The sequence below is a fragment of the Corynebacterium sp. HMSC068G04 genome, from assembly GCF_001814885.1.
Classification (GTDB): Bacteria; Actinomycetota; Actinomycetes; order Mycobacteriales; family Mycobacteriaceae; genus Corynebacterium; species Corynebacterium hiratae.
The window spans coordinates 55,923-79,788 of sequence record NZ_KV818319.1 but is presented as its reverse complement, the minus strand read 5'-3'; the positions used below and the strand labels follow the sequence as shown (position 1 = coordinate 79,788).

Below are 23,866 nucleotides of genomic sequence, written 5' to 3'. Positions count from 1 at the left end.
CAAAGGTTTCAGGTCTTATGCTCTTTCAAGTTCAATCTATTGAACATCGACATTCACTTTTAATAAGAGAGGTTTCCCGTGAAGAAACTTATTGCGCTTCCCCTCGCTTCCCTCGTGGCTGCCACCGCGCTGACTGCCTGCACCAGCAGCGACTCCGCCGAAGCCCAGGACGACAATCTGACGATCTTCGCCACGACTGGTTACTTGGCTGATGCGGCCGCCAATATCGCCCCGGACGCCGACATCACCACCATGGTCGGTCCCGGCGGCGATCCGCACACCTACCAGCCCACCACGCGCGATATTGAAAAGATGCAGGACGCCGACCTCGTCCTCTGGAATGGCCTTCACCTCGAGGCGCAAATGGTGGACCAGCTCTCCTCCCTCGGTGAGAAGCAGCTAGCTGTCGGCGAACAGCTCGATACTGCTGACCTTCTGCCGTGGCCCGAGCAAGGTGACAAGGGCGAAAAACTCTACGACCCGCACATCTGGAATAGCCCCGAGCTGTGGAGCCAGGTCGTCGATCATATCGGCACCAAACTCGGCGAAATCGACTCTGACAATGCCGAAGACTATGCCGCGGCCGCCGATGAATATGAAGACAAGATTGCAGCCGCGCATGACAAAGCGGCTAAGGAACTCGAAAACGCCTCCCCGCGCGTCCTCATCACCGGCCATGACGCCTTCAACTACTTCGGCAAGACCTTCGACTTTGAAGTCCAAGCCACCGACTTCGTGACCACCGAAGCCACCAAGTCCGCCACTGAGATCTCCGAGCTCGCGGATACGATCGCGGAGAAGAAGGTCCCCGTTATCTTCCAAGATAACCAGGCGAACCCACAGGCCATCACTTCTCTCAAGGAAGCCGTAGAAACCCGCAACTGGACCGTCACCATCTCGGATGAAGAGCTCTTTGCCGATACCCTCGGCCCGGAAGCCCCAACCGATACCTACCTCGGAGCCTTCGAACATAACGCTAGCGCCGTGGCGAAAGCACTAAGCTAATGCTCAGCGTAGGAAACCTCACCGCCGGCTATCCCCGCACGCCGGTGCTTCACGACGCCTCCTTCACCCTCACCCCCGCGACTATCACCGGGCTGGTGGGTGCGAACGGGTCGGGAAAGTCTACTCTGGTCCGCACGCTGGTAGGGCTCCTTCCGCCTCTAGCCTGCGGGTCGATGACCTTCGATGGCGTCGATCTGGCACATTTTCGGCAGCGGCTCGGATATATGCCACAACATGCGGATATCGACTGGAATTACCCTGCCACCGCCTTCGACATCGCCCTGATGGGCCGCACCGCCGGGCTGCGCTGGTGGCAGTGGCCCAGCCGCGCTGACAAAGACGCCGCCCACGCAGCACTTGCGCGCACCGGAATGCAGGCACACGCGCAGCTGCCGATTTCCGCCCTGTCTGGTGGTCAGCGCCAGCGCGTGTTGTTGGCGCGCACGCTCGTTAGCGAGCCGGAATTCATCATCCTCGACGAGCCCTTCGCTGGTGTCGATGCCGCGAGTCAGCGCGCCATCATGGATGTACTCAAGGAACTGCGCGAGAACGGCGTGACCATCCTGCTGGTGCATCACAACCTGGCGGAGGTCGCCGACTTTTGCGATGAGGTCCTCATGGTCGGCCACGGCCGGCTCATTGCTGCTGGCCCCACCGAGCAGGTACTTACCGAGTCCGCCATTGCCGACATGTTTTCCCTGCCATCATGAACCCACTCGAGCTTCTTCAGAACTACACCTATACCCAGGCACTCCTGGGCACCGTGCTCATCGGTGGCTGCGCTGGCGCGCTAGGCCCACTGGTATATGTTCGCCGCACCAGCCTGCTGGCCGATGCCATCTCGCATTCTTCCCTGCCTGGACTGCTCACCGCCTTCCTCGTGGCCACCGCCATTGGCTGGGACGGGCGAAATGTCTGGCTTCTTTCTTGCGGCGCCCTGCTCACCGGAACCCTCGCGGTGGGGTGCATTCACCTCATCCCGCGGTTAACTCCCCTGGGGCAAACCACTGCGATGGCGGCCACGCTAACCACATTTTTCTCGGTGGGCATGCTGCTCATGCAGTATATTTCCCGCCGACCATTGCCTGGCAAGGCCGGAATCCAGGATTATTTGCTGGGAAATGCCTCCACGCTCACTCGCGCGGATGTACGGTCCACACTCATCATCGGTGGCTGCGTGCTGCTTTTTCTTTTCCTCATTCACACCCGGCAGGCCGCAGTCACTTTTGATTCAAGTTTTGCCCAGGTAGCCGGCATCCGCACCTCGTTCCTCAACGCGGCTAGTTTCTTCGCCCTCACCGCCATCACGGTGCTCGGCGTCAAAGTCGTCGGCGTAGTGCTCATGGTCGCCGTGGTCATCAGCCCTGCCGCCGCTGCCCGCCCCTGGACCACGCGCTTGCTACCTTTCATCGCGCTCTCCGGGTTCTTCGGCGCGGCCACCGCTGCTCTCGGCTGCTATGTCTCCATTGCACACGGCCCGCTGCCCACCGGTCCGGTCATCGTCTTGGTTCAGGCGGCGCTCGTCACCATCAGCCTCCTCAGCAGAAAGCTCGCCTCATGACCCTCGCCGCCACCGCTTGTCTCCTTGCCGTCCTGACCGCCTTGGCCTGTGCTATCCCCGGCACCTTTGTTGTCCTCAAAGGCCAGGCCATGCTGATCGACGGCATCGGCCATGCCGTCCTTCCCGGAATTGCCGTCGGCTACCTCTTTACCGCAGATCTAGATTCACCCATCTTGCTCGTTACCGCGGCCGCTGGCGCCTTGGTGGTGGCGTTGGGAACTGACGCACTACAGCGCAGCCCGCTGGTGACTGCTGATTCCGCCCTCGGATTGGTCTTTCCCGCCCTGTTTGCCGCCGGAGTCATCCTGATTTCTACGCACATGAGCCACGTGCACCTTGATGTCCACGCCGTTCTCGTCGGTGATCTCAACCTCGCGGCCTTCTCCAATCCCAACTATTGCTACATCATGGCCGCAGTGCTGGGTATCAATGCTCTCTTCCTCGCCCTTACACTGCCGCGTTTATCCGCCACGACTTTTGACGCCGATTTTTGTGCCGCACGCGGGGTGCCCACGCGCGTTCTTCACATCATATTTATGACCGTGGTTGCCTGCACCGCCACCGCCGCCTTTCACGCTGCCGGTGCCATGCTGGTCATCGCTCTCATGGTATTCCCGACGATGACCGCGCGGCTGCTTACTCAGCGCGTGCCCACGCTGGTGTTGACCGCCTGTGGCGTTGCCGCTATCAGCGCGGTCGTGGGATTTTGGGTTGCCTATGTCCTTGACGCGGCTACCTCTGCCGCAATGACAGTCACCAATGCCGTTATTTTCGTTGCAGTGCTCATCATCTACCGCTTTCGCCAACGCACCAGCTCATTGCCGCAGCACACCACACCAGTGGCACAATAGTGAGCATGTCTGCCTATTCCGCCACTCCTGCCGATTGGCTCCAGGGTGCTCGCCCGCACACCTGGGCCAATGCTTTTGCTCCTGTTATCGCTGGTACCGGTGCCGCCGCCGCGGCCCACGGTCTGCACTGGGGACGCGCATTGCTGGCACTCATCGTGGCCTGGGCTCTTATCATCGGCGTGAACTACGCCAACGACTACTCCGATGGCATCCGCGGCACCGATGATGACCGCACCGGCCCCCAGCGGCTTACCGGCGGCGGGCTGGCCAAACCGCAACACGTCAAGTTCGCCGCCTTCGCCTCCTTCGGCGTGGCGGCTATCGCGGGCATCTCACTCTCCCTAGCTGCCAACGCCGCCTCGTTCATCCTCGTCGGCGCCGTGTGTATCGCCGGTGCCTGGTTCTACACCGGTGGCAAGAACCCCTACGGCTACCGCGGGTTCGGGGAAATCGCCGTTTTCGTGTTCTTCGGACTCGTCGCGGTCCTAGGTACCGAGTACACACAGGCCGGCCGCATCACGTGGACAGGCCTTGCCTTAGCCGTGGGTATCGGCGGTATGAGTGCGGCGGTAAACCTGGCCAATAACATCCGGGACATCCCCTCCGATAAGGCCACCGGCAAGATCACTTTGGCGGTGCGCCTGGGTGATAAAAAGTCCCGCACGCTATTCATGACCCTCTTGCTGCTGCCGGTACTACTCACCATCGGCCTAGCCTTCGATTCCTGGGCCGCGCTCGCTTCGCTGCTCTACTTCCCTCTCGCGCTGGGTGCTATCCGCACCGTCAACCGCGGCGCACGCGGCCCGAAACTCATCCCAGTACTTGGCATGGCCGGCCGCGCGATGCTGGTGTGGGCGGTTATCAACGCTGTAGCGCTGGCTCTGGTTTAACCACCGATTTAGCGGCCAGCCAGCTCCTCTTGGACCCACTTCTTGTGGGCCTTGCGCTGCGCGGAGTACTCCGCCAGCGTCTGAGTGGCTTCCATGCGCCACGTGGAGAAGATCAGCATGGACAGCGGCAGCGCCACAAACAACGCCAACAGGGCGGAGACCAGCAGCGGAAAGGTCCCGAGAACCGCCATGGCCAGCAGCTGAATCACCGCGGTGAGCACAATGAACAGCACCACGCGGGCAGCCCCGTACTTCCACAAAGCGACGCGGGAGCGGCGCTTGAGCGCCGGGTCCGGCTGGGGCGGTTCGGAGTTCTGGGAGGCGTTGGTGGTGTTTTCTGTCTGACTCATAATTCTCACTTTTGCTTTGCGGGCATTCCGTAGAATACAACGCATGGGTCGATTGATACTACTACTCTTGTTTGTCCTCGCGGCGGTCCTCGTATGGAAGGCCTTTGGTCCGTCGAGTTGGAATAAGAAGGTGCAGCAGACACAGCAGCCGCAGCGCCCCGCAATCAAGGGCCCAGACGATGACGAAGAGTTCCTGTGGAACCTAGAGAAGCAGCGCTTCAAAGAGCGCCGCGCCAGGGAGCGGGAGGCAGAGCGCCAAGAAGAAGAGCGCCGCCGTCGCTCACAGGGTTCACAAGGTTCCCAGAAACCCAAGGCCCCCGAGGACAAAGACAATAAAGCCGACGAAGCCTAAGCCTTCGGCTCGAAGGTCATCTCAAGGCCGAGGGCCTCAGCCACCGCAATCACCTTTTCCCAGCGCACGCCAGAGCCGCCGTGCTCGATGGTGTGCAGCGTGGAGCGCGAAATCCCGGCCTTCTCAGCCAGCTCCTGCTGCAAGATACCGAGTTCTCGGCGGCGCTGCGCAAAGCCCTCACCGAGAGCGATGAGCTGCGGGTTATCGCCCGCCGGCTTGCCCTGTTTGTGCCGCGGCTTAGGGGTATCCGCCATTTAGTTCAGCCCCGCATAGGAGTGCAGGCCGGAGACAACCATGTTGATGAAGAACAGGTTGAAGATCATGAGCAGCATCGCCGCGATGTTGATATACGGCGCGGCCTTGCGGAAGGCCGGCGTCGCGCGGGCGTGCAGGTAGGCGGCGTAGAGGATCCAGGTGGCGAAGGATACGGTCTCCTTCGGGTCCCAGCCCCAGTAGCGTCCCCATGTGGACTCGGCCCAAATAGCGCCCAGTACAATACCCAGGCCCAGAGTCGGCAGCGTCACCACGCCCAAGCGGTAGGCCAAGCGGTCCAACTTCTTAGCAGAAGGAAGCGGGCGGGCAAGCGCACCAAAGAAACCGGACTCACTGCCCTTCGGCTGGAACTCACGCAGCACGCTGAGCAAAGAAGCGATACCGGAGACCACGCCGATGGACGCACCCAACGAGACCACAGTGACGTGGATGGGCAGCCAGTGAGACTGGAGTGCCGGAACCACCGGAGCGGATTCCGCATAGAGCTTGGTGGAGCCGTAGAACATCAGCGCCAGAATCGGCGTGAGCAGCCACGGCCACAGAGTGCGCCATTCCTTGCGCTGCATGGCGATGGTCGCCACCACCATGGCGCCGGCGGTCACCATGAGCACGTACTCGTAGAGGTTGCCAAACGGGAAACGCCCCGTGGCCAGGCCGCGCAGCACAATGGCCGCCAAGTGTAAGGCGATACCCAACCACAGGAGCATCTGCGTCATGCCGCCGAGCTTGTCGGCGTTCTCCCGCTTCTTCGACAGATCCGCGTCTAGGTCAGCATCGGGGCCAGTGCTGGCTGTCGGGGGGACGTCGCCAAGCGCGGCACTGTCTGCCGAGGCCCCCACGCTAGCGAGTTCGCGCTGCTGCGCCACAGCAGTCGTGCGGGAGCGCATCGCCTCGATGATGCTGTGCATCCGGCCGTAGTAGACCAGGGACAACACCAAGGCGAGAGCATAAACGACGAACGCGGTTTGCACCGCGATGTCGGAAAAGTTGGACAGATTTTGATCAACCTGCATGAGTGGGAAACCTTGCCTTCACAATCGTGCCTACACCGTGCTTCACGCACGAGGCTGCATGAGCGGAGAGATTTATGGTGCTCATCAGAGTACCCCCCTTCAGCGGGAGTATCCAACTTTTGACGGATAGCTTTCTCACCTTTAGTCGGCGGAGTAGAGTTCGTCCTCCTCCACCTCATCGGGATCCGGCAGTTCCAGGAGCTCGCGGTGAAGCTCATGGAATTCCTCAGACCAGCCCGCGCGGTCGGTGCGGGCAAGACCGCCCATCTCAATATCGGTGCCACCATTGGCCCCCGGCCGGATGCGCACCCACACGCGGCGGCGCTTGATCACCAGCGAGCCAACCAGGGATACCAGCATGACCAGCGCGGACACGAGAACCCAGCTCTGGAAGGGGTCATAGGAAACCTGGTAGTTCGCAAACTCGGAGGCACCGTCGAAGGTGATCTTCGTGCCGTCGTCCAGCGTGACCGATTCACCCTGGTTCAGGTTGACGCGGTCGATCTTCTGCAGCTGGCCCGTGTGGACCAGGTTGGAATCGAGGGAGAAGAGGGACTGCGGGGTACCCGTGTCCAGGCCGGCATCGCCGCGGTAGATATCGATAGCCACGGCCGGATCCAGCATCGCCGGGTAGGAAGACTGCAACAGCTTGCCGCTCTCGCCGGACCACTCGGCGGTCGGGGCAAACAGGCCCTGGATGGCGATCTGGTTCTGGCGGCGCTCAAACAGGTCCGGGTACATGCCCGCCGGCGGGTCGAAGCGCATCACTCCCGACGAGAGGAAGAACGTGGTGTCAGTGGGCTGAAATTGGATGGTCTGCGTGCGCTTCTCACCGTTAGGCCACTCCGCCGTCATGGTCGGCGCAAAACCGTGGCCCTGCAGGTAAACGCGGTTTTTGTCAATGCGCAGCGGGTGATTGACCTGCAGCTGGTAGTCCTCCCAGGTCTCCGGGTCCGTGAAGATGTCGTCGCCGGCGGCATAGGACACGTTCGAGGTGAACATCTCCGCCTGGCCATTGGGCAGGTAGTCCGCGGTGAAGTCGTGGGCCAAGAAGCAGAAGGGGTGCAGGCCGGTGCCGTCGAATAGCGGGCCGGCGCGGAAGGAGTCATAGACGGAGGTGGAGGTGTTGCAGAACTCCGTGGATTGCGCCTGCTCTTGGGTCTGCCCCTGGGAGTTCTTCTCCGTGACCACGATGACCTGTCCCTCGTAGTGCACCAGGCGCCCGGCTGCCATGGTGAGCAAGATTGCCACCAACGCGATGTGGAAGATGAGGTTGCACAGCTCGCGGGCATAGCCGCGCTCCGCGGAGAAGGATTGCGCACCCGCGCGGTCCTTCTCGGGCGAGACCTCGGAGACCCGCCACTTCTTCAGCATGGTTGTGGTGGCCGCTGCGATCTCCTCCGGGGACTTTTCCGAATGCCCGGTGGCGTTGAGCGGCATCTTTTCCAGATACTTCGGCGCGCGCGTCGGCGGTGTGCGGTAGGCCTTGTAGTGATCCCAGGAGCGCGGGATGATGCAGCCCACCAGAGAAATCATGAGCAGGACGTAGATGGCCTGGAACCAGACGGAGGAGAAGACGTCGAAAAGCTGCAGCTTGTCGTAGATCTCCGCCACCTTGCCGTTGGTCTCAATGAAGTCGTTGACGTTAGATTCATTGAGCGAGCGCTGCGGCAGGAGCGATCCGGGAATGGCGGCGATGGCCAGCAAGAAGAGCAGCGCCAGCGCGGTGCGCATGCTGGTCAGCCAGTGCCAGGCCTTGCGGATATATCTCACGAAAAATCTCCTTTACAGCAGCGTCGCGCCATAGGACACGGTCCACTGGCGGATGGCGTTGATGAAATCTCCCCACAGCCCGGTCAGCAGCGCCAGGCCGACGAGGATCATGGCGATGCCCCCGAGAATCTGGATGGTCCGGGAGTGCTCCCGCATCCAGGTCACGGTGCGCATGGCCTTAGCGGAGCCCAGTGCCACGAGCAAGAAGGGCAGGCCCAGGCCCAGGCAGTAGCCAATAATGAGGATGGTGCCGCGCAGCGCGGTGGTTCCCTCGGTGCCGGCGGAGACAGACAGGATGGCAGCCAGCGTGGGGCCCAAGCACGGGGTCCAGCCCAGGGCGAAAACCCCGCCGAGCAGCGGCGCGCCCAGCCACGTGGTCCAGCGCCGCGGCGCCATGCGCGTGTCCTTCTGTAGTACCGGCACCACGCCCATGAACACCACACCCATGAGGATGGTGATGACACCGCCGGCGCGCATGAGGGTATCCGCGTTGAGCGTCAGCGCCGAAATGGCGCCGAAGACTGACACGGTGGCTAGGACGAAAACGACGGTAAAGCCCAGCACGAAGAGTGCTGCGGCACCGACGACGGCCCAACGCCGGCGCTTGCCGACGCCCACCCCCAACTCCTCGTCATAGCTCACCTCACCGCCGACCACGGAGGCGAGGTAAGAGATATAGCCAGGAACCAGTGGAACCACACAGGGTGAGGCGAAGGAGACCAATCCGGCCACGGCCGCGGCGAGCACTCCGATCAGGAGCGGGCCGGACACGGCGGCATCGGCGAAGCTTTGCCCCATACCGTCAGCGGCAAGGATCACTGTTCTTTCTCCAGTTCGTCGACGACCTCGAGGACATCCTTTTCCGTGATCTCGGTCAGGAAGACCGCGGCGGGGCGGTGCTGCTTATCCAGAACAATGGTGGTGGGCACCACGGAGGTGGGCACGCCGCCGAGGGCCGCAGCCGTCTTGAAGGGCGGGTCGTAGATGGAGGGGTACTCTAGGCCGTTATCGGCCATAAAGTCCCGGGAGATCTCCGGGTTGAAGTCCTTGACGTTAATACCCAGTACGGTGCCGACCTTGCGCTTTTGCAGCTCCGCGTGGATGGCCTGGAGGTCATCCGATTCGGAGCGGCACGGCGCGCACCACTGACCCCAGGAGTTGAGGACGACGATCTGGTCTTTGAAATCCGAAAGCTTGATCGTCGTGGACTCATCCCGCAGGTCCTCACCGGAGAAATCCTTGAGCGGCTTGCGGTCTTCCTCCGCATAGCGGATGGTGGTCTGCCCGCCGGGCGAGATGAACTCGAAGGTGCCGCCGGAAGCCACGGCGTTCTGCGCGTTTTCCTCGCTTTGCGCACAGCCTGCCAAGGCAAACACAGCAAGGACACCGGCCGCGGCGGCGCGGATAGTTCTGCGTCCCATTAGATGTCCTGCGCCGGTTCGGAGTAGAAGATATCGATGATCTCGCGGTCGCGGTAGACCAGCGAGGTCACCGAGGCCAGGTCGCATTCGCGGTCCCACGGCGCGTGGGCCAGGCGCTTGCCCAGCACGGTGCGCTGCACCATGACGATGGGCAGCTGGTGGGAGACCACAATGGCCTCGTGTCCCTCAGCCTTGGAACGGGCACGCTCGGCAGCGTCCATCATGCGCGCGGCGATCTCCTCGAAAGGCTCGCCCCACGAGGGCTCAAGCGGGTTGACCATGAGCGGCCAGCGCTGCGGGTTCCACAGCTGCGAGTTCCAGCCCTTGGTGCGCAGGCCCTCGAAGCGGTTACCGGACTCGATGACGCCCTTGTCGACGTCCACCTCCAAGCCCGTCACCTTCGCAATCGGCATCGCGGTTTCCTGCGCGCGCTGCAACGGCGAGGCCGCCAGGTAGGTCACGTCATGGCCTTCGAAGGCTTTCGCCGTGCGTGCGGCCATGGAATGCCCACGGGAGGACAAGTGATAGCCCGGGATGCGCCCGTAGAGGATCTTATCCGGGTTATAAACCTCGCCGTGGCGGACGAAGTGGACGATGGTGGTGGACATATGCCTGTGTCTATCCCCTCAACATGGTTGGTTTATTGCGGGCGCTGCGCGCTGGCAGCGGCCTGGGCGGCAGGCTTGAGAGCTGCCTCGATTACCTCAAAATCATTGTCCGTGAGCGCGTCAGAGACAAACCAGGTCTCGAAGGCTGACGGCGGAACGTACACGCCGCCTTCCAGCAGTGCGTGGAAGAAGGGAGCGAAACGCCAGGTATCGGCTGCCTGCATATCGGCGAAGTTACGGCCCTGGCCCTCGGCGAAGCGGATGGAGAACATCGTCTCCGCGCGCTGGATGTGGTGTGCCACTCCGGCGGCGCTCAGTGCCTCGGTGATGAGGCCGGTCAGGCGGTCCGCGTTGGCCTGCAGGCGCGGGTACAGCTCTTCGTTGGCCAGTTCCAGGGAAGCCAGACCGGAGGCCATCGCCACCGGGTTACCGGACAGCGTGCCCGCCTGGTAGACAGGACCGGACGGTGCCAGCGAGGCCATGACGTCGGCGCGACCGCCGAAGGCAGCTGCGGGCAGACCACCGGAGACCACCTTGCCGAAGGTCACCAGGTCACCCGCTACCTCATCGACGCCGAACCAACCCTTGTAGGAGGTACGGAAGCCGGTCATGACTTCGTCGAGGATCAGCAGGGCGCCGTCGGCATGCGCGATCTCCTTGAGCGCGGCGTTGAAGCCCTCCTCCGGGGCCACGGTGCCCATGTTGCCGGCGGCTGCTTCCGCGATAATGCAGGCGATCTCTCCCGGGTGCGCGGCAAAGGCCTCGCGGACGGCGTCGAGATCGTTGTAAGGGACAACGATGGTATCTGCGGCCGAAGCGCCGGTTACGCCCGGGGAATCCGGGAGCGCGAAGGTGGCCACGCCGGAGCCAGCCGACGCCAACAGCGCATCCACGTGGCCGTGGTAGCAGCCTTCAAACTTCAGGACCTTGGCGCGGCCGGTAAAACCGCGGGCCAGGCGCACGGCGGACATGGTGGCCTCGGTACCGGAGTTGACCAGGCGCACCTGCTCCACGGCGGTGCGCTTGACGATGTGCTCCGCCAACAGCGTCTCGCCCTCGGTCGGGGCACCGAAGGAGAGGCCGTCGGCAGCCGCCTTCTGCACTGCCTCCACGATGGCCGGGTGGGCATTGCCGTGGATCATCGGGCCATAGGAGCTGACCAGGTCGACGTACTCGTTGCCGTCGATATCCCAAAGGCGGGAGCCCTCACCGCGAGCGATAACGCGGGCTTGGCCGCCCACGGATCCGAAGGCGCGGACCGGGGAATTCACACCGCCCGGGGTGACCTTGGTGGCGCGCTCGAACCACTCGGCGGACTGGGACGTATTCTGCTGGTTTAGCTGGCTGGAGTTAGGCATAGCCCACATTGTATCGGTTTTAGCCCTATACAAAAGTTGGAGTCCCCTCGTGTCTTGCAGCCTCCTCTCCACCACCTCGCGAGCACCCTGAGCGCGCTCGCGCTGCGCACCCGCCATGGGAACGCTATGCTGGCAGCACACTGTTGATTCTGCCTTTCTTTAATTAAGCGCTGGGGTGCGCTGTGGGAGGCACTACTTAAGGGGGATTCCCATGGCATCGCGCCGTATTCTTGTCATTTTTGCTTGCCTTCCGCTTTCTGCCTGCGCTGCCACGCAGGCAGAACCTGCTCCGCGAGCCGAGCCCAACCCCACCACCTCGGCCCAGCTGCCTTCCTGGAAGCCTGATGCGGTACCCCAGCCGGTCAACCGCTTGGGTGACACCACCTCCATCGCGCCAGCTCCGGCTGAACCGGAACCTACGGCCGAAGCACCAGCTCCCGCACCCGTAGTAGCCGAAACACCCACGCCACGCGTCGAAGTAGAAACCGTCACCGTCCGCGCGCCAGCGCCCGCACCAGCACCGGCGCCACGCCCGGCCCCACCGCAGCGGCCCAAACCCAAGCTAGAACTGCCCGAGCCTCCGCAGATTCCCCTCCCGCCGGAAGTCCAGGAGGGTCTCGATCAGCTACCCAAACTGCCGCCTTTGCCGAAGGCGGAGGAGATCTACATCGATGTGCCCTTCTAAAAGTCAGATGCCACATACGTTTCGATCAAATAGTGGCAGAAAATCACCCATTTTCGGGACCTTAATTGATCGAAACGTCACCAGACCTCATAGCCTCGCACCATCTAAGGGTAGACCCTGATCTACCTCCTATATTCCCCCCACTGCGCATGACAAGACACATGCCCGAGAGTTAATCTGAACCCGATTTCAATGACGGCGTTAACCTGACAGTAAGGGATTCATGAATAAGAAAGCTCTCGGCATCACTGCTGGCGCTATCGCTGCGGTTCTCCTCGCAGGCGGCGGTGGAATGTACGCACTAACCAGTGGGTCTTCCGATATTCAGCTCACCGCAACCGATGTCACGAAAACCACCAAAGAAGACCTGATCAGTTCCGTCTCCGCCTCCGGAACGGTTTCTGCCGAGCGCGAACTCTCACTGACCACCTCGCTGACCGGCCCCATCCAGTCTTTAGACGCGAAGGTGGGCGATCGCGTCGAAGCCCAACAGTTGCTCGGCCGCATGGACACCACCGAAACCGAGCGCGAGCTCGAGGCCCAGCGCACCTCCCAGGAGGCCAGCAAGCTCGAGGCCGTCCACCAAATCGAGGATGCCCAGCTCCAGCTGCGCCAGCTTCAGGATTCCCTCGACCAAGGCCTCAACCCCGAGGTCAACAGCGCCCAGTCCGCCGTGAACTCGGCGCAGACCGAGTACGCCGAGGCACAGCGCAAGCTCGATGATGCCCTCGCTGCCAAGGGCGACCGCCCCGAGATTGCCGAAGCCCGCGCCGCCGTCGAGCAAGCACGCTCCGGGGTGCGCGATGCTGAGTCCAAGTCTTTCCAGTCCGCACTGGCCTCCCTCGGCACCGCCACCGAAGATCCTTCCGGAATCAACACTGCCAGCGCTTTCTTGAGCTACCTCGATTCTGACGAGGCCGTGCAGGACTCCGAGCGCCAGCTCAAGCAGTCCGAGGAATCCTATGGTCGCGTCCTCCGCGGCATCGACCGCGAGCTAGGCGAACAACAGCGCGCCACCGCCGCCTCCTACCAAGCGGTTGCCGATGCCGAACGCGCGCTGCAAGCCAGCAACCTCGCCATCGAACAGCAGATTTCCTCCCAGTCCCAAGCGGTGAACCACGCGGTGGAATCGGCGGCGTCGGCGAACGCGAACAATGCCAAGGAAAATGGGCCGCTGGAGTACCGGCTCTCCCAGGCCGACCTGCGCTCCCCATTGGCGGGAGTCATCACCGCCGTCAATGGCGAAGCCGGCATGCCCGCCGAAGGCCCCATCCTCACCGTGGCGGATGACTCCTCCCTGCTGGTGAAGTCCACGGTCAAGGAGGGCGATATCGCCCGCATCAAGGTCGGCGATGAAGTTTCGTTCACCTCGCCTTCCAGCCCAGGCAAGGAGTTCAAAGGCAAGGTCACCTTCATCTCCCCCACCGCTGAGCAGCCCGATGTCGAGGCTGGCGCAGGCGGCGGCTCCGGCAAGCCAACTGGCTCCTCCAAGCCCGAATTCCCCGTGCACATCCGTGTCGACGGCAACCGCGAGGGGCTGCGCCTCGGTTCCACCACAAAGGTAAAGATCATTACGAAGAAGGACAAGAACGTCATCACCGTGCCGCTCTCCGCCATCTATGAAGAAGGCGGCAAGAAGAACGTCCTCGTCGTCGACAACGGCACGATCCAGGCGCGCGAGGTCAAGGTGGCCAGCGAATCTGATTTCTCCGCCGCCATCTCCTCCGGCCTCAAGGAGGGCGAGACCGTCATCAGCCAGGCGGATACCCACAAGGACATGGTCGGCATGTCCGCCTCCGTCGATGGCTCCGATGATGCGGAAGAGAACGCATGAGCCGCCTCATTGAGATGCGGGGAATCGTCAAACGTTTCAACGAGGGCCTCGACAGCGAGCTAACCGTCATCCCGGGCCTCGATTTCAGCGTGGACGAAGGCGAATTTGTGGCAGTCGTGGGCCAGTCCGGCTCCGGCAAGTCCACGCTCATGAACATCATTGGCTTGCTCGACCGCCCCACCGCCGGCGAGTACCAGCTGGCTGGCGTCGATGCGCTGGCGCTTGGCGACGACAAACTAGCCTCCTTCCGCGGCCAAAAAATCGGTTTCATCTTCCAGAACTTCAACCTGATCGGCCGCATGTCCGCGCTGAAAAACGTGGAGATGCCCATGGTCTATGCGGGCGTTTCGACCCACGAGCGCACCCAGCGCGCGGAAGAGCTTTTGGAGATGGTCGGCATGAGCGACCGCATGAACCACCTCCCCAATGAGCTATCCGGTGGTCAGAAGCAACGCGTAGCCGTGGCCCGCGCCTTGGCCAACCAGCCGGAGATTCTGTTGGCGGACGAGCCCACCGGTGCGCTGGATTCGCAGACCGGCCGCATGGTCATGGACCTCTTCCACGAACTGCACCGCACGCATGGAAAGACCATTTTGTTCATTACCCACAACCCGGAATTGGCTGATGAATGCAGCCGCACCGTCACGATGAAGGACGGGGTGCTGTCATGAATTTCGCTGAATCCACCAAGATGGCGCTGACGAGCCTGCGCACCAACAAGATGCGCTCGGCGCTGACGCTCTTGGGCGTCATCATCGGCATCGCCGCGGTGATCTCCATCGTCACGCTCGGCCACTCCTTGCAGGCCTCGGTTCAAAAAGACTTGGACAAGGTCGGCGCTAATAACTTCACCGTTCAGGTCAAGGAGCGCCCTGAGGAGGGCGAAGAGGAAGAAGCCGACGATCCCTTCATGGGCGGCGGCTATGTCGAGGACGAGTCCTCGATGCTCACCCCGGACATGCTGGACCGCGCCAAGGAGGTCATGGGGGACCAGATCGCCGGCATCAATATCGGCGAGTACAGCTCCTATTCCGGCGCCCTCGTGGTCGAGGGCGAATCCGGGGAGGAGACCGCCAACCTCCTCATCCGCCCGACCAACCCGGACTATGTCTCAGGCTCCTCCTATTCCATCGTGGCCGGGCGCTTCCTCAATGAAGACGATATCGACTCCAGCCGAGCAGTAGCCATGCTGGATAAGGAGACCGCCACCAAACTTTTCGGTGCTCCTGAAGACGCCATTGGCCAATACGTAAGCTTCGAAACCCAAGAGGCCTCTCCTATTGAACTCGCCGTCATCGGTGTTTTTGAAGAACCGCAAACCGGCCCTCTTGTAGGCGGTGGCCCCAGCCAATCCGCCTTCGTTCCTTACCCGCTGGAAGCCGAACTTTCCGATTCCCCCGGTGCCGGCACCGCCTTCAGCGAGGTCACCGTTCGCGGCAACCCAGACTTGGATAAGTCCGCGGTGGCCAGCAACCTGCAGCGTGTCTTCGATAGCTATTACAAGGACAACCCGGACTACATGGTCAAAGTGACCGACTTCAGCGATGACCTCGCGTCCTTGAACCAGATCTTCACCACGATGAGCCTAGTGCTCGCGGCCATCGGCGGTATCTCGCTGCTCGTCGGCGGCATCGGCGTGATGAACATTATGCTCATCACCGTCACCGAGCGCACCCGCGAGATTGGCATCCGCAAGGCGCTTGGCGCACGCCGCCGTGATATCCGCATCCAGTTCATCACGGAGGCCATCGTGGTCTGCCTCATCGGTGGACTCATCGGCATCGCCATCGGCACCGCCGCCGGCATGGCGGGTGCGGCCGCCATTGGCTCACTCGTGGCACCGCCGCTGTGGGCGGTTATTCTCTCGCTGCTCTTCTCGCTGGCTATTGGCCTCTTCTTTGGCTACTACCCCGCGGGCAAGGCCGCAAAGCTGGACCCGATTGAGGCGCTGCGCTACGAATGATCCCTCTTCTCCTCCCGACTTATCAGGTATTCTGAAGCCCAAAAGTTCGGGGGGACTCCATCTTGGATAAGCGGTGCGTTTTGAGTTCTTCGCACCTCAACCCCCTCTTGCCGGTACTTCCAATCAAGAGGCACTCATGAAACTCATACAGCAAGACCTAGGTCATTCTGAGGCAGAGACCATACTTAGCGCATTGCCGGTGCCTCGCCGAAACACCTACCTCCACTTGGTTAAACAGCACGGAGGCACCGTTTACATGGAATACACATCCACAAAATCGATGCCAAGCTACGGAGTCCATGCAATTGGTAAACCACCAACCTATCGACCAGTCCAGAGCATTAAAGAGAACAGGCTACACGTCCTCGTTCAGACTCAACGAATTAGTTAAAGCAATCAACTCGCCGTCAGTCATGTTTCTCTAACTAGGAACCGAATTTCAATCTAAGGGACACCTAAGTTTGTGCTACAATGTGCTACAAAAGCTTCGCAAGAAACGAGATAGAGACAACATGAACCATAACCCAACCACCACCATTCGCATCCCACAATCCCTTAAGGACGATGCAAACGCAGTTTTTAAAGAACTGGGTATCACAATGAGTGCGGCAATCAATGCTTTCCTCTCTAACGTTGCACGCACTGGACGCATTCCTTTTGAATTCGACACAAAAGCAACGAGAAAGGCAACTCCTCCACGCCCCCATACCACACCCAGAAACGCAACATTAAACCAAGCTTTTCGCGCCAAGAAGGACGAATTTTATACCCAATACGAAGATATTGAAAAAGAGTTAGCGCATTATCCTGATCAATTCTCAGGAAAGAGCGTCCTATGCAATTGTGACGATCCTTTTGAATCTGCCTTTTTTAGGTACTTTCTCCTCAACTTCGAGAAGCTAGGCTTAGCAAGCCTAAAGTCAATTTGCTATGCATCCTCTCAAATTGCAGGACAAGACTACCCTCTGGAGGATGAACGACAGCCCTACATCACGACAGTGACGAGAGTCCCTGGAGAGGACTTAGTCTTGCCAGACGGTTCCCTTAATCTTGATCCAGTATTTGATATAGCTGGAAACTCGATCTGCCTGCTCGACGGAGATGGAGATTTCCGTTCTCCCGAGTGCATTGCACTCCTCAAAGAATCAGACATCATCGTTACGAACCCCCCATTTAGCCTTTTTCGCGAATACATTTCCCAACTCATTGAATACGATAAAACATTTCTGATCCTAGGGAACATGAATGCATCAACTTACAAGGAAGTTTTTCCACTTTTCCGAGACAATAAAGTTTGGTATGGGGAATCGATTCGTTCAGGGGATAGGAAATTTCACGTTCCCGACTCCTACCCCCTGGGTGCAGCAAACTGCGGAATTGACGAATCAGGACGCCGATTCATTCGTGTCAAAGGCGTCCGTTGGTTCACGAATCTAGATAACTCACGTCGGCATGAAAGAATCGAGCTATCCAAATCATACAATCCAACAATGTATCCCAAGTTTGACAACTACGACGCTATCGAGGTAGGCCGCACCATGGACATCCCCACGGATTACCCTGGTTTGATGGGGGTTCCTATTACATTCCTAGATCGCTACACCCCAGAGCAGTTTGAAATTGTGATGCTTGCGAACGGAAACGCACGCACCAATGTCTCACAAAACACCCTTACTTCTGCAGGATATATCCCCCATCCGGAAGACAGAGGCGGGGGTGGAATTATAAAAGGTCGGCGCTCTTATGCTCGGATCCTCATCCGGAGAGTTAAAAAATGATCCCTCAACTACGGGTTCCGTGCACTTACCAAGGTGGGAAGCAACGCATTGCAGCACAAATTGCAGACATACTAATTCACTCTGCCCCTGATTCAAACACTCCCTTTTACGACTTGTGCTGTGGCTCGGGTGCCATTTCGGTTGAACTCATCAATAGGGGAGTGGACCCAGCTCGCATCACCATGTTGGATTCAAGTTCATGGGGAACCTTTTGGTCTGCTATTGGAACAGGGACCTTTAATATACAAGTCTTTGCAGAGCTTATCGCAGATATCCCAGACGATAAGCGCCAAGTCAAAGATTATATGACGCGTCTATCAAAGCGTAGCCCTGATCAATACGAGGCTGAAATTTATCCAATTTTACAAGCATGTTCATTCGGCGGGAAACAACTATGGTGGGACGGTGTCGCTTGGAAGAATGCTTTTTTCCGAGAATACTGGCAGCCCACAGCCACCAGTGTTCGCCGAAGCCCAGCAAACCCCATGCAGCCCCAGCCGAAGGAATTGGAGCGTAGAATCCATGAGATTGCACGTCACGCAATAGGAGTGCAAGCGCACCGTTGTGACGTTTCTGAAATCCTAGAAAAGGAGGTTCCGGACAACGCCGTCATTTACGTCGACCCTCCATATTCAGGAACCACAAAGTATGGCTTCGGCTTTGATGTCAGGGAATTTGCCAAATATCTTCGCACTCACACCAATGCGTCGATCTTCATTTCCGAAGGAATCCCCTTGAACGATAATGCTATCGAGCTGACTCTCGGAGGCGCCAATGGTGGAATTTCAGGTAGGCGCGTAAAAAAGCATCGCGAATGGCTAACGCCCTTCCAAGATTCCTAGAAGCTTCGCTTGATCAGTACGGCCGTTATACGCAGTAATCGATGACGCTTTCATAAAGTTGCTAAGCTCTCCCCCATCAAAGACAGAAAGAAAGTAATAGTTCGGATTCAATCGAGTAAACGAGACGATTTTTTCAGGAAGATAGTGCCCACCATTAGCTTTTTCTCTAAACGTTGACGTAATTCTTTTTCCAGCTGCAGATACTCCGCGAATTTGAACACGCCACGTGCCGTTTGCTTTCTCACCTTCTGGAAACTTAATAATATTTCCCCCATAGTCGACACCATCAAAGTTAATAACAATCTCTTTCTCTACATCGGTATCGTCTGGGTCAAGGCCAAAAAATTCCACAGCCCCCCGCATGTATTTTTTATCGCTGTGGGCATACTCAGTCCCCGCAACCGTACCGCTAAGCAGTAAAGAGGTCTTTGAAAGATCAAGAATATTGCGGGAACCACCTGTCATTTTGCGTGTTTCTAACCACAAAGTTGCTTCCGTAAAATCGCTCGCATCAATGAGAGACGATAGATCGGGATTGTCAACTGTAGCATCTCCCGAAACAACGATTCCCTCAACCGTCTTGCTAAATGTGGATAAACCAGGTAGCGGAGCACGCTTACTCGAACCAAAAGAACTCTTCCTGTTTTCCCGATTTCCGCTTTTCTTTTTTGTATGGACTTTGCTCCTAACTTCTTTTTCTACATATCCATTCGCCTCTAATTCATCAATATCGGCCCGACTTTTAATCTGCTTCACAGTCTCAGTGTTAGAGCTCAACTTTGAAAGGTAGTTGTCTACAGATTGCTGCATCACTTGGAATTCTGGCTTAGCCAAGTCCAGTGAGAGTTGAATCGACGATTCATAGTTCGTCCACAATCCGCCTGCAGTCAGATTATTTGATCCAACGACGAGAGAAGCTTGCTTGGTCCCTACAAAGTTGAAAAGTTTTGTGTGGAATGTCTGGCCGTTTTCATCATGAATCACGTGGAGGCTCGTAACGATACTTAACAAGTTTACGAGTGCTTCAGCGGAAGTCCCATTCAAGTCAATGCCAACGAAAACATTAATTTCTCCACCTTTTTCACGAAAGCGCTCAAGCGAATCTTTGAGCCTTAGTACACCACTGTTCTTAGCGAAAGCGACAACAACGTTCAGAGTGTCATACTGCTCAGAATTAAGTAGTTCCTTGAGGTATTCCCCAAGCTGCGTATCAAAAGGTTGCGAAAACAGTTTCATGCTTCTGATCTTAGGAAATTTATAGCTGCGCGGAGGGGACAATTGGCCAAATACCTTGCCATTTCGAATTTGAACAGCGGCCCAATGTCTAAAAAGGTTCCTCACGAAAGATGGCCCCAGCTGTGCTGGGGCCAGAGCCTATTCGCCTTGCAGCTTGATATCCACAAATTTATCAGAAAAGCCCGACGCCTCCTAGTGCACCACCTTCAGCCCCATAATTCCACCAATGATCATGGCGAGGAAAAGCACCTTCCATACGGTTGCCGCCTCGTGCCCGGCGGCGAAGGAATAGATGACGGTAACCACCGCGCCCACGCCAGCCCACACCGCGTAGGCCGTGCCCACGGGGATGGACTTCATAGCCCAGCCCAACCCGCCCATGGAAATGGCGCAGGCAACGAAAAAGACCACCGAGGGCCTCAGCCGGCTAAAGCCCTCCGACTTATCCAGCGCCGCTGCCCACACAGCCTCGAAGGCACCGGAGAAAATCAGCACGAACCACGACATGGCCAGTCCTTTCTGGCCGTCTTGTCGCGTCACCGGGTACGGCTCCCTCGTCCGGGGCTCGCATGAATCGCGGCGAGCCTGCCCACAATAATGGCACACTGGGCGGCATGAAGATTGCATTCCTTGGTACTGGCCGCATGGGCACCGAGCTCGCCCGACACCTCCTCGACCACCATGAGCTCACTGTGTGGAACCGCACCGCCGAGCGCGCGCAGCCGCTGGTCGACGCCGGCGCTACCCTCGCCGATTCCCCCACCGCCGCCGTGAAGGGCGCAGAGGTCATCATCACCTCGCTCTTTGGCCCCGATGACATCCGTGAGCGGGTCATTGACGCCAACCTCATCCCAGAGGGCGTGACCTGGATCGATACCACGACCGTCTCCCCCGATGCCGCCCGCGAATTCGCCGCCGCGGTCGACTCTTATGTCCACGCACCCGTCGTCGGCTCGCTCGGCCCGGCGCGCGAAGGCAAGCTCGGTGTCTATGTGGGCACGCCTGACGACGACCGCCGTGAGCTCGCCATGACCATTGCCGAGTCCTGGGCCGATGAGAACAAGCTCATCGGTGTGGAGTCCGCCGCCACCGCGGCGATTGGCAAACTCCTGGCCAACCTGGCCCTTGCCGTTACTGCGGAAGGCGTGCTGGAAGCACTCCACCTCGGCGAGTCCGAGGGCCTCGATTCCGAGGTCATCCTCGAGATGCTCGACATCACCGGTCTGGCCTTTATGAAGAACATGAAGGGCCCGTTCATCACCGGCGAGCGGAACACCACTCCGGGTGACTTCACCGTAGATGCCCTGTGCAAGGATGCCAAGCTCATGGAGATGACCGCCAACAAGCCGCTGCCGGCAGTAGCCGCCGCGATCGAACGCTTTGAGGAGCAGCAGGCAATGGGCCACGGCGACCAGGACTTCTCCTCTATCTTCGTCTTCCGCAACAAGGGCTAGGCCCGAGCGTTTAGACGCCCCGCTTTACGACGAGCCCGCGCAGCACCTCCTCCAGCTGCGCGTTATCCCCCGTGTCCTGGCTGTGAAAGCGCGCTGCAATAAACTCCGCGCGCACGCGGCTATCACTCGCTAGCCGCTCCACATCGAGTTGGTATCCTGCCGCCGTAGCCAGCGAGTCAAAGAACACCGTCTGCGTTCGGGTATTGCCTTCTCTAAAGCTGTGAACCACATTGAGCTCGCCCCACAGCTCCGCCAGCTTGGCCACAAACTCATCAATCTCTAGGCCACGCAGAAAGTCATCCTTCGCCAGCCCCGCAAACAGCTTCTCTGCTGCCTTCGTCATTTCCGGCCCCGCCGGATAGTAGGCATGCCCAGCCTTAATCATGAACTGACCTGTAGGGGCAGTCCGCTCTTCGCCCGCCCATTCGTAGACATCTTGAAACAGACGTCGATGTATGGCCTTGAAATGCGCGTAGTCAAAAGCACCTTCCACAGGTGCCGAGTCCAACTCGGCTATCCGAAGAAATACAAACTTTTCTTCCAAGATCCGTAGTTCTTCTGCGTCATCTAACCCCAAGCGATTCTTCAGAACCTTGGTCCCTGGAATGAAATAGCTCTCCCAGCCCCCGCTCATGTTTCTCCCCGCGCTCTACTTCAGCGAAGCTCGCCGAACACGAGCGATTGCTTCGTCGGCAGATAATGTCCCTGCAGCCACCTCGCGGCCCAGCTGGCGCACGTACTCATCAGTCACATCGTGGCCTGCTAGACGCAACGCAGCATCGCTCAACGCTAACGGATCACGGTCGCTACTACTGCTTTCAATTTGAACAGGCTCCGACATTGCTATCCTCCCGAGTTTTCAACTACATTTTCTCTCATTTTAGCAGCTCACAACACCAATCCCAAGGGCGCTTCCCATCTCAAGAACAACGTTCAGGGCGTGTATTTTGCTAAACTTCATCAATAAGTTTTAGCTATTGTCTAGCCGCCCAGTGTAAGGAGCTCGCCGCCCAGCAATGCTTTCCATCGACGCCGATTACGGGCATTCCACGCCCCTTGGACACCTTGAGAAGGACTTCGCCCCAGGCCGCATCTATGGCCTCGCTGGGCCCAACGGTTCAGGTAAATCCACGTTACTTGCCACGCTCGGCGGTGAGCTTGCGCCTCTCGAAGGCTCAGTGGAGTGCGACGGCCGTCCCGTCGGCACGAAGGAGCAGCCGGGTGCTGTGATTACGGTAGCCGAGCCGGTTTTTCTCCCCGACCTCACCGTGGGCGAGCACCTGGACGTGATAGGAAAGGCGGCAGGGGTGGACGTCGCCAAGCTCTGCGAGCTCTGGGCGCTTGAGCCTCTCCTTCCACACCCTGCCTCGCGCCTGTCCTCGGGCCAGCGCCAGCGCGTGTTTCTGGCTGCCCAGCTGTACCAGCCGGCGCGTGCTTTGCTTATCGACGAGCCCGAGCGCCACCTCGACGCCACCTGGACCGAGTTCCTCGCAAGCGAATTGCGCTACCTAGCCGACGAGGAGAATCGCTGCATCGTCGTGGCCTCACATTCCGACACCATCACCCAAGCCTGCGACGAGGTGGTGCAGCTGTGATGCGCACGCTATCCCGGCTAGGTGATGGCATTTGGTATCTCATCCTCGCCGGCATCGTCTTCGGCTTCGGTTATACAGTCTGGCAAGAAGTCGGCGCAGTCCTGCCTATCATCCCGGCGCGAATCACGCTGACTGGTGTCGCTCCTATTGCCGGCATCGTGGGACTGCTCGCGCTTATGGTACTCACCGAGGCTCTCTATCCCCTGCGCGCGCTATCCCGGGAGCGTTGGGTGTACGTCGATCGCCCGCGCGGCAGGCTCCGTGGCACGGACTGGATCACGTGGGCGCAGCTGATTGGCTTCGGGGTGTTGGGGCTCGGCATTTGCGTGTCCACCGGGCTATCCCCGTGGTTCGCGCTGGCAGTCCCAGCCCTGCGTTTCGTCGTGGGGTGGCGCTCGTTCACGCTGGCTTCGCTTCTCAGCGCTGGGCGCACGCGCCTGGTCGGTGGATCTGGCCTTGGCCTGCTTGATTCGGAGGTCACCTCCGATGCCATTGCGAACCAGTCCGCCTGGATTCCTCGTCGCGCCCATGCGCCCTCCACGTTGACGGGTCTCTTCTTCCGTCGTCTGGGACGACGGTGGTACATCGGCGTCGGTGCGCTCGCGGCCCTCGGCTTGACGTTGGGGTTCGCCCCACAGCTCGGGGCGCTGGCTATCGTTGGATTCATGTCCGCGTGGAGCATCGTCGGCGCGGCGGTTGGGCGCGCCGCCTCCTTCGGCCGCGTCAGCGACGATGCATGGCCCGACTGGGGCCTTCCCCTTATCGCTTCTGTGGGCACGGCGCTTCTTGGTGCCGGTGTCCTCCTCTTGGTGTGGAAGCTCTCCGCCATCGCAGTGGTGCTCATCATCGCCGGTCTTAGCTGGGCGTCGTTTAAGCGTTCCCGCCCAGCACGGGTAGACAGCATGTCGATGCTGGATAGCGGCGGCTTCGGTGTTTCCTTCTCCCCCGAGGTGCTGCACTACATTGCCCGCGGCGCCCTCGGCCTTGGCGTGGCGGCCCTTGCGCTCGGGTATTAGCCGGGGCT

General features: G+C 59.6%; 26 protein-coding genes and 1 riboswitch. Of the genes, 15 read left to right on the top strand and 11 right to left on the bottom strand.

What is annotated here, in order from left to right; all coding sequences use genetic code 11:
- Window positions 1-78 precede the first annotated feature (78 nt).
- Genes HMPREF2993_RS05700 through HMPREF2993_RS05680 form a run of 5 tightly spaced genes read left to right on the top strand, consistent with a single transcriptional unit; the run spans window position 79 to window position 4,307 of the window.
- The gene (locus HMPREF2993_RS05700) at window positions 79-1,005 is read left to right on the top strand and encodes a metal ABC transporter substrate-binding protein (RefSeq protein ID WP_070521016.1); all 927 of its coding nucleotides are present in this window, start codon (window positions 79-81) and stop codon (window positions 1,003-1,005) included.
- Window positions 1,005-1,715 (top strand): metal ABC transporter ATP-binding protein, encoded by a 711-nt coding sequence (locus HMPREF2993_RS05695; protein WP_046647782.1) that lies wholly within the window; start codon window positions 1,005-1,007, stop codon window positions 1,713-1,715. The genes HMPREF2993_RS05700 and HMPREF2993_RS05695 overlap by 1 nt, the downstream gene beginning before the upstream one ends.
- On the top strand, window positions 1,712-2,566 hold the full coding sequence (locus HMPREF2993_RS05690) for a metal ABC transporter permease (RefSeq protein WP_070526052.1): 855 nt from the start codon (window positions 1,712-1,714) through the stop codon (window positions 2,564-2,566). Before HMPREF2993_RS05695 ends, HMPREF2993_RS05690 begins: the two co-directional genes overlap by 4 nt.
- Window positions 2,563-3,417 (top strand): metal ABC transporter permease, encoded by an 855-nt coding sequence (locus tag HMPREF2993_RS05685; protein ID WP_010189755.1) that lies wholly within the window; start codon window positions 2,563-2,565, stop codon window positions 3,415-3,417. Before HMPREF2993_RS05690 ends, HMPREF2993_RS05685 begins: the two co-directional genes overlap by 4 nt.
- A gap of 5 nt (window positions 3,418-3,422) precedes the next feature.
- Window positions 3,423-4,307 (top strand): 1,4-dihydroxy-2-naphthoate polyprenyltransferase, encoded by an 885-nt coding sequence (locus tag HMPREF2993_RS05680; RefSeq protein WP_046647783.1) that lies wholly within the window; start codon window positions 3,423-3,425, stop codon window positions 4,305-4,307.
- 8 nt (window positions 4,308-4,315) lie between these two features.
- On the opposite strand, the gene HMPREF2993_RS05675 is transcribed toward HMPREF2993_RS05680, so the two are convergent.
- Window positions 4,316-4,657, bottom strand: a complete 342-nt coding sequence (locus HMPREF2993_RS05675; RefSeq protein ID WP_046647785.1) for a DUF4229 domain-containing protein — start codon at window positions 4,655-4,657, stop codon at window positions 4,316-4,318.
- Between the two features lie 43 nt (window positions 4,658-4,700).
- On the opposite strand from HMPREF2993_RS05675, the gene HMPREF2993_RS05670 reads away from it, so the two are divergent.
- Window positions 4,701-5,009: a hypothetical protein gene (locus HMPREF2993_RS05670; RefSeq protein WP_049154847.1), complete on the top strand. Its 309-nt coding sequence runs from the start codon at window positions 4,701-4,703 to the stop codon at window positions 5,007-5,009.
- Here the strand turns inward: HMPREF2993_RS05670 and HMPREF2993_RS05665 are convergent.
- From HMPREF2993_RS05665 to hemL, 7 genes are all read right to left on the bottom strand, one after another.
- Window positions 5,006-5,263 (bottom strand): helix-turn-helix domain-containing protein, encoded by a 258-nt coding sequence (locus tag HMPREF2993_RS05665; protein ID WP_046647787.1) that lies wholly within the window; start codon window positions 5,261-5,263, stop codon window positions 5,006-5,008. The genes HMPREF2993_RS05670 and HMPREF2993_RS05665 overlap by 4 nt on opposite strands.
- Complete coding sequence (ccsB, locus tag HMPREF2993_RS05660; RefSeq protein ID WP_049154848.1) at window positions 5,264-6,295, bottom strand: c-type cytochrome biogenesis protein CcsB; 1,032 nt, start codon at window positions 6,293-6,295, stop codon at window positions 5,264-5,266.
- Between the two features lie 141 nt (window positions 6,296-6,436).
- A complete protein-coding gene (locus HMPREF2993_RS05655; RefSeq protein ID WP_070701472.1) occupies window positions 6,437-8,068 on the bottom strand; it encodes a cytochrome c biogenesis protein ResB in 1,632 nt (543 codons plus the stop codon).
- A 12-nt stretch (window positions 8,069-8,080) separates the two neighbouring features.
- Window positions 8,081-8,866 (bottom strand): cytochrome c biogenesis CcdA family protein, encoded by a 786-nt coding sequence (locus tag HMPREF2993_RS05650; protein WP_046647905.1) that lies wholly within the window; start codon window positions 8,864-8,866, stop codon window positions 8,081-8,083.
- A 17-nt stretch (window positions 8,867-8,883) separates the two neighbouring features.
- Window positions 8,884-9,489, bottom strand: a complete 606-nt coding sequence (locus HMPREF2993_RS05645) for a TlpA disulfide reductase family protein (RefSeq protein ID WP_046647790.1) — start codon at window positions 9,487-9,489, stop codon at window positions 8,884-8,886.
- Complete coding sequence (locus tag HMPREF2993_RS05640) at window positions 9,489-10,097, bottom strand: histidine phosphatase family protein (RefSeq protein ID WP_070547311.1); 609 nt, start codon at window positions 10,095-10,097, stop codon at window positions 9,489-9,491. The genes HMPREF2993_RS05645 and HMPREF2993_RS05640 overlap by 1 nt, the downstream gene beginning before the upstream one ends.
- 32 nt (window positions 10,098-10,129) lie before the next feature.
- Window positions 10,130-11,464 (bottom strand): glutamate-1-semialdehyde 2,1-aminomutase, encoded by a 1,335-nt coding sequence (gene hemL, locus HMPREF2993_RS05635; protein ID WP_046647792.1) that lies wholly within the window; start codon window positions 11,462-11,464, stop codon window positions 10,130-10,132.
- Window positions 11,465-11,666: 202 nt separating this feature from the next.
- Here hemL and HMPREF2993_RS05630 point away from each other — a divergent pair, with 202 nt between their 5' ends.
- The 6 genes from HMPREF2993_RS05630 to HMPREF2993_RS13105 all read left to right on the top strand — a co-directional run bounded on the left by HMPREF2993_RS05630 (window position 11,667) and on the right by HMPREF2993_RS13105 (window position 18,557).
- Window positions 11,667-12,140 (top strand): hypothetical protein, encoded by a 474-nt coding sequence (locus HMPREF2993_RS05630; protein ID WP_010189769.1) that lies wholly within the window; start codon window positions 11,667-11,669, stop codon window positions 12,138-12,140.
- 223 nt (window positions 12,141-12,363) lie between these two features.
- Complete coding sequence (locus HMPREF2993_RS05625; RefSeq protein ID WP_070701470.1) at window positions 12,364-13,974, top strand: permuted SH3 domain-containing protein; 1,611 nt, start codon at window positions 12,364-12,366, stop codon at window positions 13,972-13,974.
- A complete protein-coding gene (locus tag HMPREF2993_RS05620) occupies window positions 13,971-14,645 on the top strand; it encodes an ABC transporter ATP-binding protein (protein ID WP_049154852.1) in 675 nt (224 codons plus the stop codon). Before HMPREF2993_RS05625 ends, HMPREF2993_RS05620 begins: the two co-directional genes overlap by 4 nt.
- Window positions 14,642-15,937, top strand: coding sequence for an ABC transporter permease (locus HMPREF2993_RS05615; RefSeq protein ID WP_070701469.1), 1,296 nt, complete (start codon window positions 14,642-14,644; stop codon window positions 15,935-15,937). The genes HMPREF2993_RS05620 and HMPREF2993_RS05615 overlap by 4 nt, the downstream gene beginning before the upstream one ends.
- A gap of 512 nt (window positions 15,938-16,449) precedes the next feature.
- Window positions 16,450-17,715: a type II toxin-antitoxin system RelB/DinJ family antitoxin gene (locus HMPREF2993_RS05610; RefSeq protein WP_070701468.1), complete on the top strand. Its 1,266-nt coding sequence runs from the start codon at window positions 16,450-16,452 to the stop codon at window positions 17,713-17,715.
- The gene (locus HMPREF2993_RS13105) at window positions 17,712-18,557 is read left to right on the top strand and encodes a DNA adenine methylase (RefSeq protein ID WP_083318708.1); all 846 of its coding nucleotides are present in this window, start codon (window positions 17,712-17,714) and stop codon (window positions 18,555-18,557) included. Before HMPREF2993_RS05610 ends, HMPREF2993_RS13105 begins: the two co-directional genes overlap by 4 nt.
- On the opposite strand, the gene HMPREF2993_RS05605 is transcribed toward HMPREF2993_RS13105, so the two are convergent.
- Both HMPREF2993_RS05605 and HMPREF2993_RS05600 read right to left on the bottom strand, forming a co-directional pair.
- Complete coding sequence (locus HMPREF2993_RS05605; RefSeq protein ID WP_070701467.1) at window positions 18,534-19,793, bottom strand: phospholipase D family protein; 1,260 nt, start codon at window positions 19,791-19,793, stop codon at window positions 18,534-18,536. The genes HMPREF2993_RS13105 and HMPREF2993_RS05605 overlap by 24 nt on opposite strands.
- Before the next feature lie 192 nt (window positions 19,794-19,985).
- Entirely contained in the window at window positions 19,986-20,300 is a 315-nt protein-coding gene (locus HMPREF2993_RS05600) for a DMT family transporter (RefSeq protein WP_070701466.1), read from the bottom strand.
- An 11-nt stretch (window positions 20,301-20,311) separates the two neighbouring features.
- Window positions 20,312-20,382, bottom strand: a riboswitch (guanidine-III (ykkC-III) riboswitch).
- A 25-nt stretch (window positions 20,383-20,407) separates the two neighbouring features.
- On the opposite strand from HMPREF2993_RS05600, the gene HMPREF2993_RS05595 reads away from it, so the two are divergent.
- Window positions 20,408-21,247 carry an NAD(P)-dependent oxidoreductase gene (locus HMPREF2993_RS05595; protein WP_070701465.1) on the top strand — a complete coding sequence of 280 codons (840 nt, stop codon included), beginning with the start codon at window positions 20,408-20,410 and terminating at the stop codon, window positions 21,245-21,247.
- A gap of 10 nt (window positions 21,248-21,257) precedes the next feature.
- Here HMPREF2993_RS05595 and HMPREF2993_RS05590 read toward each other — a convergent pair whose 3' ends face one another.
- Complete coding sequence (locus HMPREF2993_RS05590) at window positions 21,258-21,881, bottom strand: Fic/DOC family protein (RefSeq protein WP_070681463.1); 624 nt, start codon at window positions 21,879-21,881, stop codon at window positions 21,258-21,260.
- A 382-nt stretch (window positions 21,882-22,263) separates the two neighbouring features.
- Here HMPREF2993_RS05590 and HMPREF2993_RS05585 point away from each other — a divergent pair, with 382 nt between their 5' ends.
- Both HMPREF2993_RS05585 and HMPREF2993_RS05580 read left to right on the top strand, forming a co-directional pair.
- Window positions 22,264-22,842 (top strand): ABC transporter ATP-binding protein, encoded by a 579-nt coding sequence (locus HMPREF2993_RS05585; RefSeq protein WP_070701464.1) that lies wholly within the window; start codon window positions 22,264-22,266, stop codon window positions 22,840-22,842.
- Window positions 22,842-23,858, top strand: a complete 1,017-nt coding sequence (locus tag HMPREF2993_RS05580; protein ID WP_070701463.1) for an ABC transporter permease — start codon at window positions 22,842-22,844, stop codon at window positions 23,856-23,858. The genes HMPREF2993_RS05585 and HMPREF2993_RS05580 overlap by 1 nt, the downstream gene beginning before the upstream one ends.
- The last annotated feature ends 8 nt before the right edge of the window (window positions 23,859-23,866 follow it).

What these genes read in the sequence shown, in the direction of transcription:
- HMPREF2993_RS05690 (WP_070526052.1), top strand. Translation starts at nt 1,712, where the DNA reads ATGAACCCACTCGAGCTTCTTCAGAACTACACCTATACCCAGGCACTC.
- HMPREF2993_RS05685 (WP_010189755.1), top strand. Translation starts at nt 2,563, where the DNA reads ATGACCCTCGCCGCCACCGCTTGTCTCCTTGCCGTCCTGACCGCCTTG.
- HMPREF2993_RS05625 (WP_070701470.1), top strand. Translation starts at nt 12,364, where the DNA reads ATGAATAAGAAAGCTCTCGGCATCACTGCTGGCGCTATCGCTGCGGTT.
- HMPREF2993_RS05590 (WP_070681463.1), bottom strand. Translation starts at nt 21,881, where the DNA reads ATGAGCGGGGGCTGGGAGAGCTATTTCATTCCAGGGACCAAGGTTCTG.
- HMPREF2993_RS05675 (WP_046647785.1), bottom strand. Translation starts at nt 4,657, where the DNA reads ATGAGTCAGACAGAAAACACCACCAACGCCTCCCAGAACTCCGAACCG.
- HMPREF2993_RS05680 (WP_046647783.1), top strand. Translation starts at nt 3,423, where the DNA reads ATGTCTGCCTATTCCGCCACTCCTGCCGATTGGCTCCAGGGTGCTCGC.
- hemL (WP_046647792.1), bottom strand. Translation starts at nt 11,464, where the DNA reads ATGTGGGCTATGCCTAACTCCAGCCAGCTAAACCAGCAGAATACGTCC.
- HMPREF2993_RS05630 (WP_010189769.1), top strand. Translation starts at nt 11,667, where the DNA reads ATGGCATCGCGCCGTATTCTTGTCATTTTTGCTTGCCTTCCGCTTTCT.
- HMPREF2993_RS05615 (WP_070701469.1), top strand. Translation starts at nt 14,642, where the DNA reads ATGAATTTCGCTGAATCCACCAAGATGGCGCTGACGAGCCTGCGCACC.
- HMPREF2993_RS05620 (WP_049154852.1), top strand. Translation starts at nt 13,971, where the DNA reads ATGAGCCGCCTCATTGAGATGCGGGGAATCGTCAAACGTTTCAACGAG.
- HMPREF2993_RS05585 (WP_070701464.1), top strand. Translation starts at nt 22,264, where the DNA reads ATGCTTTCCATCGACGCCGATTACGGGCATTCCACGCCCCTTGGACAC.
- HMPREF2993_RS05650 (WP_046647905.1), bottom strand. Translation starts at nt 8,866, where the DNA reads ATGGGGCAAAGCTTCGCCGATGCCGCCGTGTCCGGCCCGCTCCTGATC.
- HMPREF2993_RS05605 (WP_070701467.1), bottom strand. Translation starts at nt 19,793, where the DNA reads ATGAAACTGTTTTCGCAACCTTTTGATACGCAGCTTGGGGAATACCTC.
- HMPREF2993_RS05640 (WP_070547311.1), bottom strand. Translation starts at nt 10,097, where the DNA reads ATGTCCACCACCATCGTCCACTTCGTCCGCCACGGCGAGGTTTATAAC.
- HMPREF2993_RS05580 (WP_070701463.1), top strand. Translation starts at nt 22,842, where the DNA reads ATGCGCACGCTATCCCGGCTAGGTGATGGCATTTGGTATCTCATCCTC.
- HMPREF2993_RS05600 (WP_070701466.1), bottom strand. Translation starts at nt 20,300, where the DNA reads ATGTCGTGGTTCGTGCTGATTTTCTCCGGTGCCTTCGAGGCTGTGTGG.
- HMPREF2993_RS05665 (WP_046647787.1), bottom strand. Translation starts at nt 5,263, where the DNA reads ATGGCGGATACCCCTAAGCCGCGGCACAAACAGGGCAAGCCGGCGGGC.
- HMPREF2993_RS05695 (WP_046647782.1), top strand. Translation starts at nt 1,005, where the DNA reads ATGCTCAGCGTAGGAAACCTCACCGCCGGCTATCCCCGCACGCCGGTG.
- HMPREF2993_RS05645 (WP_046647790.1), bottom strand. Translation starts at nt 9,489, where the DNA reads ATGGGACGCAGAACTATCCGCGCCGCCGCGGCCGGTGTCCTTGCTGTG.
- HMPREF2993_RS13105 (WP_083318708.1), top strand. Translation starts at nt 17,712, where the DNA reads ATGATCCCTCAACTACGGGTTCCGTGCACTTACCAAGGTGGGAAGCAA.
- ccsB (WP_049154848.1), bottom strand. Translation starts at nt 6,295, where the DNA reads ATGCAGGTTGATCAAAATCTGTCCAACTTTTCCGACATCGCGGTGCAA.
- HMPREF2993_RS05595 (WP_070701465.1), top strand. Translation starts at nt 20,408, where the DNA reads ATGAAGATTGCATTCCTTGGTACTGGCCGCATGGGCACCGAGCTCGCC.
- HMPREF2993_RS05670 (WP_049154847.1), top strand. Translation starts at nt 4,701, where the DNA reads ATGGGTCGATTGATACTACTACTCTTGTTTGTCCTCGCGGCGGTCCTC.
- HMPREF2993_RS05610 (WP_070701468.1), top strand. Translation starts at nt 16,450, where the DNA reads ATGAACCATAACCCAACCACCACCATTCGCATCCCACAATCCCTTAAG.